This window comes from Metamycoplasma buccale, from assembly GCF_046774455.1.
GTDB classification, from domain to species: domain Bacteria; phylum Bacillota_I; class Bacilli_A; order Mycoplasmatales; family Metamycoplasmataceae; genus Metamycoplasma; species Metamycoplasma buccale.
Genome location: NZ_CP177249.1, coordinates 651,393 through 670,147 on the forward strand (window position 1 = coordinate 651,393; position 18,755 = coordinate 670,147).

The 18,755-nt window shown below is 26.1% G+C and carries 15 protein-coding genes and 2 tRNA genes; 5 read left to right on the forward strand and 12 right to left on the reverse strand.

The features are described 5' to 3' along the window. Positions 1-11 precede the first annotated feature (11 nt). From tuf to ACLFP3_RS03000, 5 genes are all read right to left on the reverse strand, one after another. The gene (gene tuf, locus ACLFP3_RS02980; protein WP_412031472.1) at positions 12-1,205 is read right to left on the reverse strand and encodes an elongation factor Tu; all 1,194 of its coding nucleotides are present in this window, start codon (positions 1,203-1,205) and stop codon (positions 12-14) included. Between the two features lie 224 nt (positions 1,206-1,429). Then, the gene (locus tag ACLFP3_RS02985) at positions 1,430-3,142 is read right to left on the reverse strand and encodes a hypothetical protein (RefSeq protein WP_412031473.1); all 1,713 of its coding nucleotides are present in this window, start codon (positions 3,140-3,142) and stop codon (positions 1,430-1,432) included. Between the two features lie 305 nt (positions 3,143-3,447). Then, positions 3,448-4,470 carry an IS30 family transposase gene (locus ACLFP3_RS02990; protein ID WP_412031474.1) on the reverse strand — a complete coding sequence of 341 codons (1,023 nt, stop codon included), beginning with the start codon at positions 4,468-4,470 and terminating at the stop codon, positions 3,448-3,450. Positions 4,471-4,615: 145 nt separating this feature from the next. Further along, positions 4,616-5,191, reverse strand: coding sequence for a diadenylate cyclase (locus ACLFP3_RS02995; RefSeq protein WP_412031475.1), 576 nt, complete (start codon positions 5,189-5,191; stop codon positions 4,616-4,618). A gap of 15 nt (positions 5,192-5,206) precedes the next feature. After that, the gene (locus ACLFP3_RS03000) at positions 5,207-5,629 is read right to left on the reverse strand and encodes a hypothetical protein (protein WP_412031476.1); all 423 of its coding nucleotides are present in this window, start codon (positions 5,627-5,629) and stop codon (positions 5,207-5,209) included. Positions 5,630-5,729: 100 nt separating this feature from the next. Between ACLFP3_RS03000 and ACLFP3_RS03005 the strand changes: the two genes are divergently transcribed. Together ACLFP3_RS03005 and ACLFP3_RS03010 are read left to right on the forward strand one after the other, a co-directional pair. Continuing rightward, positions 5,730-6,962 (forward strand): phosphoglycerate kinase, encoded by a 1,233-nt coding sequence (locus ACLFP3_RS03005; RefSeq protein ID WP_412031477.1) that lies wholly within the window; start codon positions 5,730-5,732, stop codon positions 6,960-6,962. 119 nt (positions 6,963-7,081) lie between these two features. Next, the gene (locus ACLFP3_RS03010; protein ID WP_412031478.1) at positions 7,082-8,176 is read left to right on the forward strand and encodes an HAD family acid phosphatase; all 1,095 of its coding nucleotides are present in this window, start codon (positions 7,082-7,084) and stop codon (positions 8,174-8,176) included. Between the two features lie 42 nt (positions 8,177-8,218). Here ACLFP3_RS03010 and ACLFP3_RS03015 read toward each other — a convergent pair whose 3' ends face one another. From ACLFP3_RS03015 to ACLFP3_RS03040, 6 genes are all read right to left on the reverse strand, one after another. Beyond that, positions 8,219-8,878 (reverse strand): signal peptidase II, encoded by a 660-nt coding sequence (locus tag ACLFP3_RS03015; protein ID WP_412031479.1) that lies wholly within the window; start codon positions 8,876-8,878, stop codon positions 8,219-8,221. Then, positions 8,871-11,534: an isoleucine--tRNA ligase gene (ileS, locus tag ACLFP3_RS03020; RefSeq protein WP_412031480.1), complete on the reverse strand. Its 2,664-nt coding sequence runs from the start codon at positions 11,532-11,534 to the stop codon at positions 8,871-8,873. The genes ACLFP3_RS03015 and ileS overlap by 8 nt, the downstream gene beginning before the upstream one ends. Before the next feature lie 21 nt (positions 11,535-11,555). Continuing rightward, the gene (locus tag ACLFP3_RS03025) at positions 11,556-13,154 is read right to left on the reverse strand and encodes a CTP synthase (protein WP_412031481.1); all 1,599 of its coding nucleotides are present in this window, start codon (positions 13,152-13,154) and stop codon (positions 11,556-11,558) included. 151 nt (positions 13,155-13,305) lie between these two features. Next, positions 13,306-13,379, reverse strand: a tRNA-Trp gene (locus ACLFP3_RS03030). A gap of 10 nt (positions 13,380-13,389) precedes the next feature. Continuing rightward, entirely contained in the window at positions 13,390-14,493 is a 1,104-nt protein-coding gene (gene ychF, locus ACLFP3_RS03035) for a redox-regulated ATPase YchF (protein WP_412031482.1), read from the reverse strand. A gap of 11 nt (positions 14,494-14,504) precedes the next feature. Then, positions 14,505-15,731, reverse strand: a complete 1,227-nt coding sequence (locus ACLFP3_RS03040; protein ID WP_412031483.1) for a DUF2179 domain-containing protein — start codon at positions 15,729-15,731, stop codon at positions 14,505-14,507. A 121-nt stretch (positions 15,732-15,852) separates the two neighbouring features. On the opposite strand from ACLFP3_RS03040, the gene ACLFP3_RS03045 reads away from it, so the two are divergent. Then, complete coding sequence (locus ACLFP3_RS03045) at positions 15,853-16,437, forward strand: thymidine kinase (RefSeq protein WP_412031484.1); 585 nt, start codon at positions 15,853-15,855, stop codon at positions 16,435-16,437. A gap of 17 nt (positions 16,438-16,454) precedes the next feature. Here the strand turns inward: ACLFP3_RS03045 and ACLFP3_RS03050 are convergent. Then, positions 16,455-16,530 (reverse strand) — tRNA-His (locus ACLFP3_RS03050). A gap of 247 nt (positions 16,531-16,777) precedes the next feature. Between ACLFP3_RS03050 and ACLFP3_RS03055 the strand changes: the two genes are divergently transcribed. Both ACLFP3_RS03055 and ACLFP3_RS03060 read left to right on the forward strand, forming a co-directional pair. Beyond that, positions 16,778-18,256, forward strand: coding sequence for an MSC_0624 family F1-like ATPase-associated membrane protein (locus tag ACLFP3_RS03055; protein ID WP_412031485.1), 1,479 nt, complete (start codon positions 16,778-16,780; stop codon positions 18,254-18,256). Next, positions 18,246-18,752, forward strand: a complete 507-nt coding sequence (locus ACLFP3_RS03060) for a DUF2714 domain-containing protein (RefSeq protein WP_412031486.1) — start codon at positions 18,246-18,248, stop codon at positions 18,750-18,752. Before ACLFP3_RS03055 ends, ACLFP3_RS03060 begins: the two co-directional genes overlap by 11 nt. Positions 18,753-18,755: the final 3 nt, after the last annotated feature.

Sequence of the window (18,755 nt, forward strand, 5' to 3'; positions counted from 1 at the left end):
TTTTATTTTAATTATTTAAGAATCTTAACAACTGATCCAGCACCAACAGTTCTTCCACCTTCACGGATTGAGAATTTTGTTCCTTCTTCAACTGCAATAGGTGAAATTAAGGTAACGGTAAATTCAACATTATCGCCAGGCATTACCATTTCACGTCCTGGTTTAAATTTAATAGAACCAGTAACGTCTGTAGTACGGAAGTAAAATTGTGGTTTATAGTGTTCGAAGAATGGTGTATGACGACCGCCTTCTTCTTTTTTAAGAATATAAACTGCTGCTTCAAATTCTGTATGAGGGATAATGGTTTTAGGTTTAGCTAAAACTTGTCCACGTTCAACATCTTCTCTATCAATTCCTCTTAATAACAATCCAGCATTATCACCTGCTTGAGCTTGTTTTAAGTTTTTACGGAACATTTCAATTCCTGTAACAACAGTTTTTTTGGTTTCTTTTAATCCAACAATTTCAACTTCTTCATTTAATTGAAGAACCCCACGTTCAACTCTACCAGTTGCAACAGTTCCACGACCAGTAATTGTGAAAACATCTTCAATAGCCATTAAGAAAGGTTTGTCGATTTCTCTTTTTGGTTCGTCAATATAATTGTCAACTGCATCCATTAAATCTAGAACGATTTTTTCATATTCTGGATCACCTTGTAATGCTTTTAATGCACTACCCGCAATAACAGGTGCATTGTCGCCATCAAAACCATATTCTGATAAAAGAGCACGAACGTCCATTTCAACTAAACCAACTAGTTCATCTCTTTCTTCTGGTTTGATCATGTCAATTTTGTTTAAGAAAACAACGATTTTAGGAACACCAACTTGTTTTGCAAGTAGAATGTGTTCACGAGTTTGAGGCATAGGACCATCTGTAGCAGCAACTACAAGAATAGCTCCATCCATTTGTGCGGCACCTGTAATCATGTTTTTAACGTAGTCAGCGTGACCTGGACAGTCAACATGGGCATAGTGACGTTTTTCTGTATTATATTCAATATGTGAAGTATTGATTGTTATACCACGAGCTTTTTCTTCTGGTGCATTATCAATTGCAGCATAATCTTTAGCTTCTGATAAACCTTTTTTTGATAAAACAGTAGCGATAGCAGCTGTTAATGTGGTTTTACCATGGTCAACGTGACCGATTGTACCAATATTTACGTGTGGTTTTGAACGGTCAAAATCTAATTTTGCCATTTTTTTCCTTTCATTTTATTTTTATTTTTATGATTAAACGCGTTTAACCATCCTAAGTATAGCCTTTCATCTATATCCTGTCCAATCGCATTTATCCTAGCGCTATAATTTTAACAAAAAAAGCATTTTTATATTTAATAATAAAAATAATTAAAAAACTTAAAATAAACAACAAAAAAGCCTCAAATTAAGGCTTTGTTTATTTAACAAATTATTAATTATTATTAATAATAAAATCCTGGCATTTCAAGTGAAACTTCTTTTGTTTCATTAGTTTCTTTATTAGTAACTTTAAAATACATTGTTACAGTGCACGATAGTCATTCTTTTTTTTGTTCATATTTAAACTTATCTGTTAGTATTTCTATGTCATATTTTGATTTAATGTTTTCGACAATTTTAGCAACTTTATTATTATCATCTAAATCTTTGTTTAAAAGTTCAACAAATTTTTCAACCTTTTTAAAATTGTCTAGTTTCTTAAATTCTTCATCATTAAATAAATTTTGAATTTCTTTTTGTCCAATTGATATATATGCTTTAGCAAATTTTTGGATTTCCATTTCCAAAAAACCTACTTTATTTATAGAAGCGAATCCTTGCAAATTATAAGTGATTGGAGATTTATCTTTATTATATTTATCGATTGCATTAATAGTAATATCTAAAAAGTATTTGCTTGGGCCAGAATTAACACTTTTTTCTGTCTCAGCATCTTGATAAATAAAATCACCTTTTTTAGTCAAGTTTAAGTCAAGTTCGTAATCAAAATCTTTATAATTTTTAGCAAAAGTAGTATTAAAATATTTTTTTAAAATTTCTAATTGTTCATTTCATGTTTTTGTTTTTTTAAGTTCATCTATAATTTGATCAGATGAAACATATTTTGCTTCTTGTTTTAAAGATGTTATATTAATTAGATTAGTATCTTTAACATCTTGTTTATCGAATCCATATACAAATCATGTAATAGTTTTTCATTCAGTTGAATTTTTTTCTTTTCATTTAGCCTGAACATGGATATTTGTTGGTCCATGATGATGAAGTCTAAAACCATCTTCTTCACTATTTGAAAATTTAAAATCATATTTGTTTAAATCTAATTCACCATCTACTAAGCAATATTTTTTTAATAATTCAAATTGTTCTTTTACATTAGTAGAAGGAATTTTGTTAAACATTTCTATAAATTGATTAGATGCTATTTTATTTCCTTCTTTAGTTGCTTGATTATAAAATTTTATATCAGCACCTTCACTTACAACTTTGCCTTCTAACTCTTTAAAACCAGTTATAGTGTACTCATAAGGTATTTTTGTTTTTGTTTCATAATTAATTATGTTATAAACTAGCATTAATGAGTTTGAAGCAGCTTTAGTTCTTTTTAAATCTAATTCATATTCATAATTATCTTTATCTATTCCCTTAATATCCATATGAACATAAGGCGACAAGATTTGAGCAACTTCTTCAAAAGTTTTTGCTGTTTTTAATTTTTCTAATACTTCTTTTGCAGTTACTTTATTCTTTTCATTAACTAATTTTGAGAAAAATTTAACACCAAAGTCATTACCAAAATCTTTTGGGTGTTCTTTTGATTCTATTTTTTTAAATCCTGTGATTGTTTTTGTTATTTCAGCTTTTTTGCCGTCGCTTTCTCTAATTATAGTAATTTTCAAAATTGCAATGTTTGCTTTCAAGTCTTTTATAACTTCAAATTTTTCTACTTTATATCCTTTTTTAATATCAAAAGAAACATCATTTTTTGACAATGATTTTAATGGTTTATTGGCAATATCCTTTATATTTATTTTATTTATTGATGATTCTAAATCTTTTATTAATTTAGGATCTTCACATTTTATTGCTAATAGTGGTAATGATAACATTGAAGCACTGGTCAAAATTGTTATTAACCAACGTTTATTTTTTTTCATTTTTTTGATTACTCCTAGATATTTATTTGTTATTTTTATTGATAATTTACAAAAAATATTATACTCTAATTACATAAAAAATGTTATTTTTTTAAAATTTTTACCATAAATTATTAAACTAGAATTATATTTTTTATGTTAAATTTCTTTTTTAAGGATAAAAAAATTCAAGTTTTAACTTAAATGCTAGAAAGTAACATGAAGTGCAACACCTATGTGCTTCATGTTTTATTTTATATTTTTCAAAAGTTAAAAAACAAAAATACACTAAATATTAGTGTTTGAGTATATTTGAAATTAGTTTATTAAGCAAATATTTTGTTATATTCTTCTATTAATTCTTTTTCGTATAAAGCATATGAGGATTTTCAATTAAAAATTTTTCTACGTTTAAAATTAATTCTTTCTGTGGCAATTTGAATTTCATTAATATCAATTTCATTAAAATTAGTGCCTTTAGCAAAAATTCTTCTAAAAATACCATTTCAATTTTCATTACTTCCTTTTTGTCATGAAGCATATTTATCAGTAAAATATACAAATATATTTAATTTGTAAGCTAGTAAACCAATTTTTCTAAATTCAAAACCATTATCTGTAGTAATCGATTTTACTGGGGTATTATTATTTGCAATTAAATTATTTAAAATTCTATTAAGATTACCAGGATGCTTACCTTTCATAACTGCCACATAACAAAACCTTGTTTTTCTTTCTACTAATGTGATTATATGATTAGCACCTCTAACATTTTTGCCACAAACTAAGTCAAGCTCTCAATGCCCAAATTCTAATCGATTATTTATTTCTTTTGGTCTTGCTCATATTGGTTTTATATATCTTGCTCCAACAAGGCGATCAATAACATTAGTTTTTGAACGTTTTCCTCCTTTTGTGTAATTTTTTCTTAATAAATCTTTTCTACTAAAAACTCATTTACCAGAGTTTATTCAATTAAAAATAGTTTTTAAACATGGTATTTCAAATTCATTTACACTCATATTATTTTTTATAAAAAAATAAGTTGATTCAACCGTTCAAAGTTTACCATCATATAATGCTGCAAATTGATCGATAAATTCTTCATATCTATCTCTTACTAAAAAATATCAAAAATAAGATCTATGTTTACTTCTGAGAATAGACTTTTGATTAGCTATTTCTGGATTGTAAATTAATTTATCATTATCAAAATTGCGTTTTATTTCGCGAGATATTGTTGATGGTGATTTTATTTGTTTGGCTATTTTTCTAATAGAAAAACCTTTATTTAAGTATTCTTGAATAATAATTCTATTTTTGTAATTTAAGTGATTATAATTAATCATGAGTACCTCTTGAAGCACTTTATTTAGGTTGCTCTTTTTTTATTTACTTTAATATAAAAAATGCAACCTATAAAAATTATTTCATAGTGTTGCACTTTATATTACAATGTAGCAATTCAAGTTTTAACTTAAATTTTAATAATGATTAATTTGTATCCTTGAATACATTTACTAATGTTTCTTGTAATTGATTTAATAAAATAGGAGTAAATGTTCCATTTTTAGCATAAGTTATTTTTCCATTTTCTTCACTTACCACAAAAGTGGTAGCATCACAAATTTCACTAATACCCATTGCAGCACGGTGGCGAGCACCATAACGATTGTCAATAGATTTTTTAGTTATTTTGTAATAAGTTGAAGCATAATGAATTTTATTATTCCTAATAATGATTGCACCATCATGTAAGGGACTTTGCTTATTAAAAATAGAAATAATTAATGAACTTGAAATATTGGCATCAATAATTACTCCGTCTGTTCTTAACATATCTAAATTATCTTTGTTTTCAATAGTAATAATTGCTCCAGTTTGAGTTTTAGATAAATATTCAAGTGCTTCTCTTAATTGGTGAATTAATCTAATCTTAGTTGATTGTCCTAAATTTAACTTAAGAGTTTTTGAACGTTTGAATGAACGAAATGCCAAAATTCCATAATGAGTACTAACAATTAAAAAAATAAGAACTGTTAAAACTAAAATAACATAATTTAAAGTCATACTATTATCCCTATCCTATCATCATTTATTAAGACCAATAATAATTAGTAACATAACAATAAACAAAGCAACAAATCCACTAATTATTCCAATTCTTGCGCTTTGACTAAGTGGTTTAGTGGTTTGTGCCAATGGGGAATCTGATCATTTTGTATATTCAACATAATTTTCATATTTAATTCTTATTTTGTTTTGTCTTTTTAAAGCTTCAAAAACTTCTGTTTCATTTTTTTCATCGATAATTTTCATTCATCTAATTTCTTTAAAAAAAGCAAAAATTTCCATTTCAGAGTAATCTTTTACATAAACTATTTCTTTTTTATATGCTTGAAACTCAGAGATAAGAATTGAAACATTATCTTCTTTAGGATCATATACTAGAGTTCTTTTGTCTTTTTGTTTCTCAGCATTTAAAATAGTTTGTTTTACTTTACTCATAAAATCTCCTTAATTTCAATAATATTTTACACATTATCTACTTAACATATTGGCATTTTGTATATAATAGTAATAATTATAATAAAAGCAAGGAGATAAAATGAAAAAAACTATAAGAGACTTAGATTTAAAAGGTAAAAGAGTTGTCTTAAGAGTTGATTTTAATGTTCCATTATCTGGTGGAAAAGTAGTTGATGCCAAAAGAATAATTAGTGCAATTCCTACAATTAATTATATTTTAAATTGTGGAGCAAGTTTAGTAATACTTTCACACTTAAGTAGAATTAAGAATTTAGATGATAAAAAGAAAAATTCTTTAAGACCTGTTGTTCAAAAATTTGCTAATTTGACTAATAGAATAGTTAAATTTGTCAACACTACTAAAGGATCTATCGTTAGAAAAGCTGCAAGTGAATTACAACCTGGAGAAATCCTTTTCTTAGAAAATACAAGATTTGAAGATTTAAATAATAAAGCAGAATCACAAAATTATGAAGCATTAGCAAGAGAATGAGCATCACTTGGTGATATCTATATTAATGATGCTTTTGCTACAGCTCATAGAGCGCATGCATCAACTGCAGGGATAGCAAATTATATTAATGAAAGTGCTATTGGCTTTTTAATGTTAGAAGAAATTGATCATTTATCAAAACTATTAAAAAGCCCTAAAAGACCATTTGTTGCTATTATAGGTGGTGCAAAAGTAAGCGATAAAATTAAAGTTTTAGAAAAACTATTCAACATTGCTGATAAAGTTTTAATTGGTGGTGGAATGGCTTATACTTTCCAAAAAGCACTAGGCAAAGAAATTGGTAAATCAATTTACGAACCAGACCTAATTGAATTAGCTAAAAAATATTTAGAACAATATAAAGACAAAATTGTTTTACCAATTGATAATGGTATTTCTAAAGAATTTGCTGATACTCCTGTAAAATATACAACTCCAGATGCGCAAAATATTCCTGCAGATTATATGGGACTAGATATTGGTCCTGAAACTGTTAAATTATTTGCAAATGAAATATCAAAAGCGGAAACTATTTTCTGAAATGGACCTCTAGGTGTTACTGAATTTAGTAATTATGAAATGGGAACAAGAGAAGTTGCTATTGCTATTGCAGATAATATTAAATCATACTCAGTTGTAGGTGGGGGAGATTCAGTTACAGCAATAAACAAACTAGGATATCAAGATAAATTTAGTTTTATTTCTACTGGTGGTGGTGCGTCTATAGAATTTGTTCAAGGAAAAGAACTTCCAGGAATTATGGCAATTCAAGATAAGCCTACTAAAAAACCTGTTGTGATGACAAAAAAAGAAGATTAAAATAATTAAAATTAAAATCAAGATTTATTATTTCTTGATTTTTTTTATTACCTTTTTAGAATAAAAAATAATATATAGTAAAATAAAAAAATAACATAAATAAAAAGAGGAGAAATATTATGAAAAGTTGAAAAAAATTGCTTTCATTAGGAGCAATTACACTAGCAGCAATTTCACCTAGTGTAATGGTTAGCTGTAATAGTGATAGCAAAATTAAAAATGAGTTAGATAAAACTAAAAAAGAATTAGAAAGTAAAAATAAAGAAATTCAAAAATTAAAAGAAGAAAGAAAAACTTTGGGGTTACTTTATGCAAATGCATGAAATACATTTACAGCTGATAAAGATAATGTGACATTAGGTCAATATAAAGCAGCAAAGCATGCATTTGACAAAATGATTAGTCAAACTTCTATATCACCAAACACAGATAAAGATGGAAAGGTTCAAAATCCTACAAATGGAAAATACATTCCAGCAGTTTTTATGGATATTGACGATACTATTTTAAATAACTTTGCTTATCAAAATTATTTAATAACAAATAACTTAACTTATAATCCAGAATCTTGAGATAAATTTGTAAAATCTGAAGCAAGCACAGAAGTTAGAGGTGCTATTGATTTTATTAAATATGTTTGATCAAAAGGCGGAGTTGTTATGTTCAATTCTAATAGAAATCAAAGCAACCAAATTCAAGCAACAAAAAACAATCTTAAAAAAATTGGCTTAGATGAAAAATACATGCCAGATTGAGTTTGATGAATGAAAGGTAGTGATGCCACAAAAGATAAACCATGGAAAGAAACTAAAGGAAAATCAAGTAAAGAAGAAAGAATGCATGCATTTGATACAAAAACTTTTGATTTATCAGAATATGGTAGTGGCAATGCAGTTAAATTTAGAACAATCATGAAAATAGGTGATGACATTAATGATTTTCATGATAATGCTACCAAAGGAAAAAGTACTGCAGAGCAAAAAGAAGCTGCAAAAAAATTTGAACATTTAATGGGTAATATGGATATTAATCAAAAAGGTGTTTACTTTGATAAAAAAGAATGAAAAACATTAGATTACGCAACAAGTTATGTACAAATAGGTGGTCAAGCTTCATACGGTGGTTGAGTTCATTCATTATTTAAAGCACATAATGTAGACACCGATGCATTATTAGAATTATTAAGAAAACATTCTTGAAAACCAACTGAGTAAAATTAAAATAAAAACTCCATTCTTGGAGTTTTTAAATTATTTTTATAAACTATTTTGATTAGGATCAACTGTTATAGTAGAATTATTACTTTCAAAATCAACTGATGAAATTACTTCATTAGAATGTTCTTCAGGTTTATTTTTATCTTTCTTATTTGATATTAAAATTACCGTTAACATTGAAATTAAAGTGTAAATCCCACCAAATACTAGTCAAACATCGGCAAAATTAAATGTTCCTGTATCAAGTCAAGGTAAATAAACAATATCCCTAACAGCCTTAAACAAGAATCTATCTACCATATTTCCCGTTGCCCCACTTGCAATAAGTGCAAATCCCGGAATAACATAACGATATATTTTATCTTTTAATAATCCACTAACAGCGATTGAAACTAACAAAATTATAATGCTTATTACATGTAGTCCCGGAATAGTCAAGCCTATTTCAATTGTTGTTCCAGCATGTAAAACAGATCTAAAACCAAATAAAAAATTTTCATAGATTGTTTTTCCATCACCTATATTTTTTCCGTCTTTATTAACTCAATGAAAAAGTTGTCCCTTGGTAACTAAATCTATAATTAATGTAACAACAAAAATTGATAAATAAATACCTAAATTTATTAAGACATTTTTTCAAGAATAAGTTTTTCAAAATTCTTTTGTGAAAAATTTAGGAACTTTTCTTTTTTTATCCATTAATTACCTCTTTACATCTTAAGCATATTTCTAATTTCTTATCGAAATTTTTTTCTTCAAAATGATTTCAACATCTTAAACATTTATAAGAATCTAATTTTTCTATTTTAAAATCTTTTGAAAAAGTTACTTTTGCAACCATTAATAATTTAACTAAATCTAAGGATTTAATAAAATCTGAATTTGATTTAATAAAAATATGCGCTTCGTTTTGTCTTTTAATTTCTTGTTTTTGAATAGATTCTTCAATCATTTTGTAAACAACATTTTTTAATTCAAAAAATTCATTTCACTTGTTTTCTTCAATTGAAGAAAGTTTATGTTTTTCAATAAATGGCAATAAATGAACTGATTTTTCTTTATTAGGAGTATTTAGATATTGATAAATTTCTTCACAAGTTGTAGGTAAAATTGGGCTTAATGCTTTTATTAATACTAGAATTGTTTTATAAAAAACATATTGAACTTGTCTTCTTTCAAAATCATCTTCTTTATTTAAGTAAAGTATATCTTTTGTTATAGAAATATAGTAACTACTTAAGTCAATTATAAAATTATTTACTTCTTTAATAACGTTAATAAAACGGTATTTTTCAAAATATTCTACTAGTCTAGTTTCTAAATTATTCAATCTTTCAATCATTAAAGAGTGAATAGAAGTTATTTTTTGTTCCTCAAAATTGTAATTAGCTAATCCACCCAACATAAATTTAATTGTGTTTCTAAATTTACGATAAATTTCAACGTTTTGTAAAATAATTTTGTCATCAATAGAAATATCATTAGTATATTCAGAATTAGCTACTCATAATCTTAAAATATCTGCGCCATATTTATCAATAATGCTAAGTGGATCAACTACATTCCCTTTAGATTTAGACATTTTGTTACCCTTACCATCTACAAGAAAACCATGTGAAAGTAATTCTTTAAATGGAGCTTTATGTCTTCATGCTACAGAATTAATTAAAGAACTATTAAATCAACCACGATATTGATCGCTTCCCTCTAAATATAAATCAAATGGTGCTTCTATACCCCCAGGTTTAACACCAATAGAAGTTGAACCTGAATCAAATCATACATCCATGATATCCATTTCTTTTGTGTAACCTAAGTTGCGATATTTTTTTGGTAATAATTCATCAGCACTTAATTCATATCAAATATCGCTACCATTTTTTGAAATCAAATCAATTACATAATCAAATATTTCTTCATTAATTATTGGTTTTTTATTTTTATCATAAAAAATAATAATTGGTACGCCTCAACTTCTTTGACGTGAAATACATCATGTTTCACGATTTTCTAACATTAATAATAGACGTTTTTTACTTCAATCATTATAAGTTTTAATATTATTTATTGATTTTAGAATTTCATTTTTAATAGGTTTTAAAGATACAAATCATTGAGGTGTTGCACGATACATTATTGGTAAATGAGTTCTTCAATCATGCGGATATTGATGTTTAATTTTATAAAAACCTATTAAATAATTATTTTCTTCTAAATATTTACCTATCAAAGGATTAGCATCATCATAAAATAGTCCTTGAAATTGCAAAGCATTATTATTTAACATTCCATCGTCTTCAACATGCATTATTTTTGCTAAATTATGCTTTGTTCCTATCATAAAGTCATCTTCACCAAATAGTGGCGCCATATGAACCAAACCAGAACCATCTTCTAAAGTTACATGATGTCCTTCAACAACTGGACAAATTAGCTTGTTAATTGGACTTTCATATTTTACATTTAAAAGATCTTTTGCTTTAAATTCATTAACAATTTGATAGTTTTCTCATTTACATTTTTCGGTAATTTTCTCAACCAAGTCTTTAGCGACTATGAAACTTCTATTATTAACCATCACACGGCAATAAATAAATTTTTCACCAATAGCAACACCACTATTAGCAATCAAAGTTCAAGGAGTAGTTGTTCAAATTAAAAGATTATCATTGGTAGTGATAATTTTATTTCCTTGTTTAATTTCGAAAGCGACATACATTGAAGGAGAGATGTGATCTGCATATTCTACTTCCGCTTCAGCAAGTGCTGATTGTGAAGATGGAGATCAGTATATTGGTTTTAAATCTTTATATATTAGTCCTTCCAAAACCATTTTTTTAAACAATTTTAATTGAGCTGTTTCTAGTGATTTATCAAGAGTAATATATGTTTCAGAAAAATCTGTTAACAATGATAATTTTTTAAATTGTGATTTTTGAATTTCTACTTGACTTAAGGCGTATTTCGCTGCTTCTTTTCTTAATTCAATAATTGAGAAATCTCTAGCTTTTTTCTTTGCCTCTGATAACATTTTATGTTCAATAGGCAACCCATGAGTATCTCAACCAGGTGTATAAGGTGAATAAAATCCTTGCATGTTTTTAAATCTAACAATAATATCTTTTAAAATTTTGTTCATAGCATGACCCAAATGAATATTTCCATTTGCATATGGCGGTCCATCATGCAAAATAAAAGAATTATGATTTTTGTTTCTTTCCAATAGAATTTTATAAATATTATTAGTTTTTCATAATTTATTAAATTCTTCTTCTTTTTGTGTTAGGTTCGCCTTCATTGAAAAATCTGTTTGGGGCATTAAGAGTGTATTTTTATAATCTTTTTTTTCTTCCATAAATTTTCCTTAAAAATATTATTAATTAGTTTTTACTTTGTTTAAAAAGAATGGAAATAATTTTCCTGGGTCTAATGGTCTTACTTTAAACTCTGGGTGAAATTGGACTCCCATATAAAATGGGTGGTTATCAATTTCAAATATTTCAGCAATTTCATTTTTATTATTAAATCCTGTAAATTTTGCATGTAATGTTTCGTATTCACTTGCTTTTTTATTAGAAATAAAATATTTATGTTTAAATCTTTCTGAAATTGTTGTTTTTTTATAAATAGAATAAGCAAGTGAATTTTTCTTAATGTTTATTTCTCTACTTCCTATTCTTACATTAAAATTATTTTCGTCGTGGCCTTTAATTTTTTCATTGAAAAATTCTATGTTTTGGTGAATATCATTTGAAAATTCTATACTATCAGTATCTTTATTAATTTCTCTAGCGTGACATGCTACCATGGCATGCATACCAAAACAAATTCCTAAAGTTGGAATGGCATTTTCTTTTCCATACTTGGCACATAATATTTCATTTTCTCATCCTTCATGGCCTTTACCTGGTAATAAGACAATACTATTAACCTTTGCAAGTTCTGATTTAATTTGTTCTTTAGATAAATTTATTAGATCGATATAAACAAAATTAATTTTTACATTTTCATAAACTGAAGCAATCGATAATGCTTCAATGATTGATTTATATGCATCATGAAAAATTACATATTTTCCACACATAGCAATATTTATTTCTTTACAATTTATATTTTTTGATTTATTAGTAAATTCTTCTCATTTTGTTAGATTTATTTTAGGAACTTTAATTTTAAAATGTTTGAAGATTGTAGCTATAACATTCTTTTTTTCTAAGTATAGTGGCGTTTGATAAATAACATCAAAATTGGGAATGCTTATAACATTTTCTTGATCTAAAAATGAAAATAGAGAAATTTTTTGATTTATATCATTTGTTATTGGTTTATCAGATCTTAAAAAAACCATATTAGGACTTATTCCAAGACTTCTTAAAGTGGCTATTGAGTGTTGAGTGGGTTTAGATTTGAAATCTTTGGAAACTTCGAGAAAAGGAACATATGAAACATGAATAAAAAATGTTTGATTGTAGTGTAAGTGATTTAATTGAGCTATTGCATAAAAAAATGGATTACTTTCTAAATCTCCTACAGTACCACCAATTTCAATAATCGCAAAATCTGGTTTATATTTTTTTCCAATATTAAGAATTACATTTTGAATTTCATTTGTGAAATGAGGTACCATTTGCATTGTTTTACCATTGAATTTATTTTCTTTTTCTTTTTCTCATAATCTTTGAAAAAGTTTTCCAGATGTATAAGATGATTCACCGGTTAAATCAGTTCCAATAAATCTTTCATAATATCCTAAATCTAAATCCGTTTCGGCACCATCTTCAGTTACAAATACCTCACCATGTTCAATTGGAGATAATATTCCGGGATTAATATTTAAATATGGGTCTAATTTCATTGAAAATACTTTAAACCCTCTAGCCTTAAGTAAATAGCCTACTGACGCTGCACAGACACCTTTACCTAGGCCACTAACCACCCCGCCTGTTACAAAAATATATTTAGTTTTAGTTTCCATAATATGCTCCTATTTATATAGAATAATATTTTATTTTATAATAATTAAATACAAATTTAAGAAACATTAAAACAAAATGGCACAACTATTAAAATTAAATAAATAAAAAACGTCATTAAAGACGAATTTTAAATTGGTTGTTTTAACAATATGGCAGGGGATGTAGGAATTGAACCCACACCAGAGGGTTTGGAGTCCTCAGTTCTACCATTAAACTAATCCCCTAAATAAAAGTTTATTTTGCTATTTTAAAGTAGCAAACATCACCATCTTCCATTAAATAATTTCGGCCCTCTAAATTAATTTTTCCAGCTTCTCTGCAACCTTTTTCTCCATTATATTTTATATAATCATCGAATTTAATAATTTCAGCTTTTACAAATTTTTTTTCAAAATCAGTGTGAATTACTCCGGCACATTCCGCGGCATTTTGTCCTTTTTTAAAAATTCACGCTCTCGCTTCAATTTCTCCAGCTGTAAAATAAGTAGCTTGATTTAATAAATAAAAACTTGATTTGATAATTAAATCAATCCCTGATTCATAAATATTATATTCTTTTAAAAATAGTTGCTTTTCTTCATTAGAAAATTGACTTAATTCTTGCTCAATTTTAATGCAAACAGGAATAAGGGTTTCTTCTCTTTTATCTAATTCACTTTTTAACGCTAAATAATGTTTTGCCAAAGATAAATTTTTAAAACCATTAGTATCTAAATTAGCAACATAAATAGTTGGTTTAAGTGTTAAAAGTTGAAATGATTTAACAATTTTTAACTCCTCAGAAGACAAATTAATATCTTTAATCATTTTTTCATTTTCAAGTGCTTCTCTTATTTTTAAAGCAACAGTAAATTCAAACTTTAATTCTTTATCTTGAGAATTTTGTGCTTTTTTTCCAATACGATTAATTACATTTTCTATGGTTTGTAAATCCGCTAAAATTAATTCTATATTAATGACATTTAAATCATGAATTGGGTCAACTTGATTTGACACATGAACAATATCAGGATTATCAAAACAACGAATTACATGAACAATAGCATCAACTTCTCTAATGTTAGCTAAAAATTTATTGCCCAAACCTTCTCCTTTTGAAGCACCTTCTACTAACCCAGCAATATCAACAAATTGAAAAGTTGCAGGAACAATTTTCTCAGTTTTTACAATTTTGGCAAGTTCAAGCAATCTTGGATCATTTAAATTAACAATTGCTACATTAGGATCAATTGTAGTAAATGCATAATTTGCTGATTCTACTTCATTTAAAGTAATAGCAGAAAAAAGTGTGCTTTTTCCCACATTTGGTAATCCTACTATCCCAGCTTTTAAAGACATATTAGCCTCCTTTATTTTTTAATATTATTGTTGTCTTTAGATTTATTAACTTGTTTGGATACAAAAACATGTCCTAGTGTTTTTTTAGTGTCATATATAGAAATAAATGCATTGTCATCTTCATCGGCAACAATTTTACATACTGTTGCCGCATCAATATAGAAACAATTAGCTATCAAAATGGCTTGTTCTTTTTTGCTATATCCGCCTTTAACTGTAGCGATACTAGTGGCGAAACGTTTATCTTTAAGAGAATAAATTTTTGTTTGAATTTCATCAATTTTGCTAGTATAAATTTCTAACTTAACCATTTTATATTTAGGAAACAAAATATCAACAACAAAGCCATTTATTAAAATCATTAAAAATGAACTAGCAAAATTAGGATTAAAAAGTAATTCAGCTGCTCAAGAATTAACATCTCCTATTTTTTCACCAGGTAGTTCATTAATTGTAATTGAAGCAGGGATATAAGTTCCAATAAAATTAGAAAATATTAAACTAATAATATGAAAAATAATATATATTAAACCTAAATTTTTAAATTTTTCTCTTGCATACCACACTACTAAAATATCAAATCCTGCAGTAGAGGAATTTAAAATTAATAAAGCAGCGGCAATCGCTCCTTGAATAATTGCTCACAAAAAACCATAAAATATAACAGCAACATGTTTTATTGCATCATCATTGTATGATCAAAGTGATGTTTGAACAATTTTCTTAGATTTATCTCAAATTTCTTTATTTAAAGGACGACTAAATATATATCAATTTTCACTACCAGGAATAAAGCCAAAAATAATTCCAGAAATAGTAGAAACTAACATAAAAACAAAAGTTAGTAAGGCAAAATTTTTATTAATTTTTTTGGCAGCAAAAATAAAAAGAGGAATATTAATAATAAAGTTGACTAATCAAAACAAAACAACAAATGTTATTCTAGCTACATTTTCATTTTTACTATAATGTCATACTAAAAAACCAGACAAACGACCAAATCCATGACTAATAGCGTCTACCCCAAATCCATATAATCCGGTATTTTGAACAAATAACATACCAAAAAATGAAAAAACAATTGCGATTAAAGTTGTTAAAACAATTTGATGACTCATTTTTTTAACACGGTGTAATGTAGAAAAATGTAAAAGTGAATCATTCACTTTAATTCGATCAATTTCATATTTTAGATCAACTGTTTTTTTGTTATTTTCTTTTGTTTGATTATCATCCATAAATTATCTAAATAATATTTTACTTACTCTTAATTAATAAAACGAAAAAATGTATTTTTTTATATAACAAATTTAAATTCCTTATAATCAATTACAAAAGAAAAAATAGAGGAGCGAAATTATGTATAAAACTTTTAATGATGGGATGATAGAAATAATTACTGGGCCAATGTTTTCAGGAAAAAGTGAAGAACTTTTGAAAAGAGTAAGAATTTTAGAATATGCGAAATTAAAACCTTTAGTAATAAAACCAACTTTCGATAGTAGATTCTCAAATGACAATATTGTTAGTAGAGCAGGGATTAAACATGCTACTTATAATGTAGAAAATGTTAGTGAAATTTATGAATTATTAAAAAAAGATAAATATAAAGCAATTCTAATTGATGAAGCACACTTTTTTGACGAAACATTAGTTTCACTAGCTGATGATTTAGCCAACAAAGGTTACTTAGTTATTATTTCTGGACTGGACTTAAATTATTTAAGAAAACCTTTTAATCATATGGCAAAATTAATGGCAATGGCTGAAAGAGTAACAAAATTACAAGCTATTTGTGTTGTATGTCAACATGCGGCATCAACTAGTTTTAGAAAAGTAAAATCAAATAAATTAAATTTACTTGGCGATGCTAATGAATATGAAGCAAGATGTAGAAAATGCCATATTATTGGCGAAAAAGAAAAAGAGTTATCAAATAAGTAAAAAAGAAATAAAAAAAATGGGGCGTGCGATGGGGATCGAACCCACGTATGCCGGAGCCACAACCCGGAGCGTTAACCACTTCGCCACACACGCCAATTTAATTTTTGCAATAGTCATTTTAACATAATTTATATCTATTTTTTTGAAAAGAAAAACAAATAAAAATTATAAATTTTATAATATTAAAAATTTCTTGAAATAACCAGAATAGAAATTTTGGATGTTTTTTATCAAAAAAATACCTATTTTAATGCATAAATATTCAATGATATTCATTTTAATGAAAGAAAAAATTAAAAAAGAGTAGAATAAAGAGATTAAAAATTAAAATGGAGATTATATGAACAATTCATTAGATTTAGAAAGCACTAAAATTTTTAATGATTATCATACTTTCATGGTAGGGCAAAAAAAGAGTGCCTTACTAAAAATTTATAAAAGTATTTTAATTGCTTTTTTTGTACTTTCTACATTCTTTTTGTTAATTTTCATTGAACGAACATTTTTTGCTGCTGGCAACATTATGTTTCAAGGATGAAAAATTAACGATTTTTTAAGTTATGAAACTTTAAAAAATCAACAGAGAAATACTATGATAATGATTAGATTTGCATTATTAGCATTTGTGTTTTTCTATTCAATTAGTAAAAATTATATAAATATATATTTCCAAAAAGAAACCATTAAAAAATACTGACCATGATTTACCGCATATTTATCATATTCAGTGATTGCTTTTGGTTTACTTTTTGGTTTTTTTACTAACTCACCTGCTAAGTTATCATATTTATTTTTAATACTAATACCTCTTTATGTATTAAATTTATCATATGCAATTTACTTATATTTTCTTAAAAAGAAAACCGATCCTAACTCATACAACAACAAAATCTCATTAATGATTGGACTTATTTCACAAAGTCTACTTGTTGTTTTAACATTGGCATTAATGAGTGCTTGAGTTGCTGCCGCTAAAGATGGCATAAGCATTGATGAAAATCTTTACAATGCCAATTCATTTTACACATTTTGACAAAACTTATTTACTACTAGAAAAACTGGAAATTTAATGTTAATTTTATTATTTACAATTATTTTAACCTCGCTTTTAATAGGAGTAAATGCTGATAAAATTTCTTTCTTATTTTTTAAACAAAATAAACAAGAATACTTTAAAGATAAAATTTTAATCACATTAGGAGTATTAACTGCTATACTAGCTTGAACAATAAGAGTTCTATTTTACAAAGTCAATACTACTAGTGTTTTAGGTAACTCTTTAGAAACTTATACTTATTTATTAGAAATATTGTTTGGTGCAATCATTTTTAGTTTATTTACCATTTCGCAATTTGTTAAAAAAATTAAAACTAATAGTCAAATTGTAAATGCAACCAATCATGTTTTTGCACAATCATTACTATGAATTTCATTATTTACAATAACATTATTAAATCGTCAAAACACCTTAGTTAATTTAATTAATACTTTCTTTGTTAGTGCATTTTCTTATGCAATGCTAGTTATTTATTTCATTAAAAACACTAACTATAGTTTCTTAACTACTACTTTATTAAGATTGGCAATTATTGTTAATGCCTTAGTATTAATAATATTTAACATTAATCAAATTTTAATTGCAAATAAAAATTATATATTTTTAACTATAGATTCTAATTTATATTTAACACAAATCGTCTTAGTAGTATGTGGAATAGTTTGATTTGCATTTTTAATAACCACAATTGCATCATTAATTCTTGTAGCAAATAAAATAACATACTTTAAAAAACGAGTAAGGAGTGAAAATGAAAAATAATAAAAAAATAACTTTAGAAAACCAAGCATTATTAGATTTTTTTGCTGATTATAAAGAAACAATCACTAAAGAAAATTATGTAAAATTTGAAAAATTAATGGCTTCTGTTTTACTAAAAAACAATCTAGGATTCACTTCACCTCTATACGTTGAATTTTTTGAAGCAATGCAACTTGCATTAGAAAAAAAATATGATATTGTATACAAAGAATTTGTAATTACTTTTAACATTAATCCAAAATTTGGTTTAGATATGTTAGTTCCTATGTTAGATGATAAAGAATCATCAAATAATGAAGCAATTAATTTCAAATTTTCTAAAAAACCGGAAATGAATAAATTTTTAGATGATATGAATAAAGAAATAGGCGCTTTATTATTAGCAAATAATTACATTGAAATAATCCCAAATGTTGTTTTATATGTTTCAGAAAACACTAATCAATTAAAGTTACTTTTTAGTGAAACTGTAACTAATAAAATAACTAAGGAGTAAAAA